We start from the raw sequence: 1,039 nt of genomic DNA on the forward strand, positions 1-1,039 counted from the left end.
TAGATCTGAGCGATCGGGTTAAAAAAATTGATTTAAATGTTGGAAGAGTTGAAGAAGAATTGGTTGAAGGTATCAACGTCATAAAAGTTACAAAAGATCTATCGAAATCTAATAGAGCATATAATATTGTTAAAAATGAACTAGAGGCAGAAACATATCTAATTAAGAAATTTAATGCGAAATATTTTGAAACAAAATATGTAACTGATAGATATACTGGAAGACAACTGGAGGTTAAAATATATTTTAGTGGTAAGAATGCTGAAAATGTACTTTTAATTAGAAAAGATTTACCAGATGTTGCGGAAAATTTAATAGGAGGAGGTGTTAACAAAGATCATTATAATTTTGGTGAGTTCGACATTAAAAAGTTTGATGATATTAATTTAGAGAATAATAAACTTCATGAACATGTTATATGGATAGAATAAGAAAATATAATTTAATATCTCAAAGATTTATTACTGGTTGTGATGATATTCCTTTCATAGAAACTAACTGTAAAAACAATCTTAAATATTGTGTACTTGTAGATGTATTTGATACTGATTTTACAGAAAATTATTTTAATGATTTTAATTCAGATAATTTATATGCTATATATATTGTGGGTGACCAAGATGATTTTGGAAATGCGGGCTTAAATGTGATTTCAAAGTATAATTATTATAATTTTAACATAATTGTAGTTAATGTAGGAGTTAATTTTTTTGAAAGTATAGGTTACATTAATAGATCTGATTTATCATTACCATTTTTTTTTGAATCAGATAATTTGGAGAAATCGAAAATAGAAGAAATTTTAAGTTCATCATTCTATGAAAAGCAAATTACTATAGGTGGTTTTAGAAAAAGTTTTATTAAGATTGATCCTTTAAAATTATTAGAAAATTATGAAATAAAAAAAGTTATTGATTTTTACATTAATAGAACTGAATTTTATTTAGAGGATGTTCTAAAATTAAGACAAAATATTTTAAATATAGATGCAGATTATATATCCAAATTGGAAATAAGTTTATGTTAAATACCCGATTGC

At 24.1% G+C, this 1,039-nt stretch carries 2 protein-coding genes; both read left to right on the forward strand.

Going from position 1 to position 1,039, the window contains the following annotated elements:
- Positions 1 to 431, forward strand: a 431-nt coding sequence (locus B0A78_RS14640) for a hypothetical protein (RefSeq protein WP_169859168.1), incomplete at its 5' end; no start/stop codon positions are given.
- On the forward strand, positions 419 to 1,027 hold the full coding sequence (locus B0A78_RS13900) for a hypothetical protein (protein ID WP_097609786.1): 609 nt from the start codon (positions 419 to 421) through the stop codon (positions 1,025 to 1,027). The genes B0A78_RS14640 and B0A78_RS13900, both read left to right, overlap by 13 nt.
- Positions 1,028 to 1,039: the final 12 nt, after the last annotated feature.

Origin of the sequence: Flavobacterium columnare NBRC 100251 = ATCC 23463 (genome assembly GCF_002530675.1) — a bacterium.
Lineage (GTDB): Bacteria > Bacteroidota > Bacteroidia > Flavobacteriales > Flavobacteriaceae > Flavobacterium > Flavobacterium columnare.

Excerpts from the sequence above, each read along its gene's own strand:
- B0A78_RS13900 (WP_097609786.1), top strand. The coding sequence starts at position 419 with ATGGATAGAATAAGAAAATATAATTTAATATCTCAAAGATTTATTACT.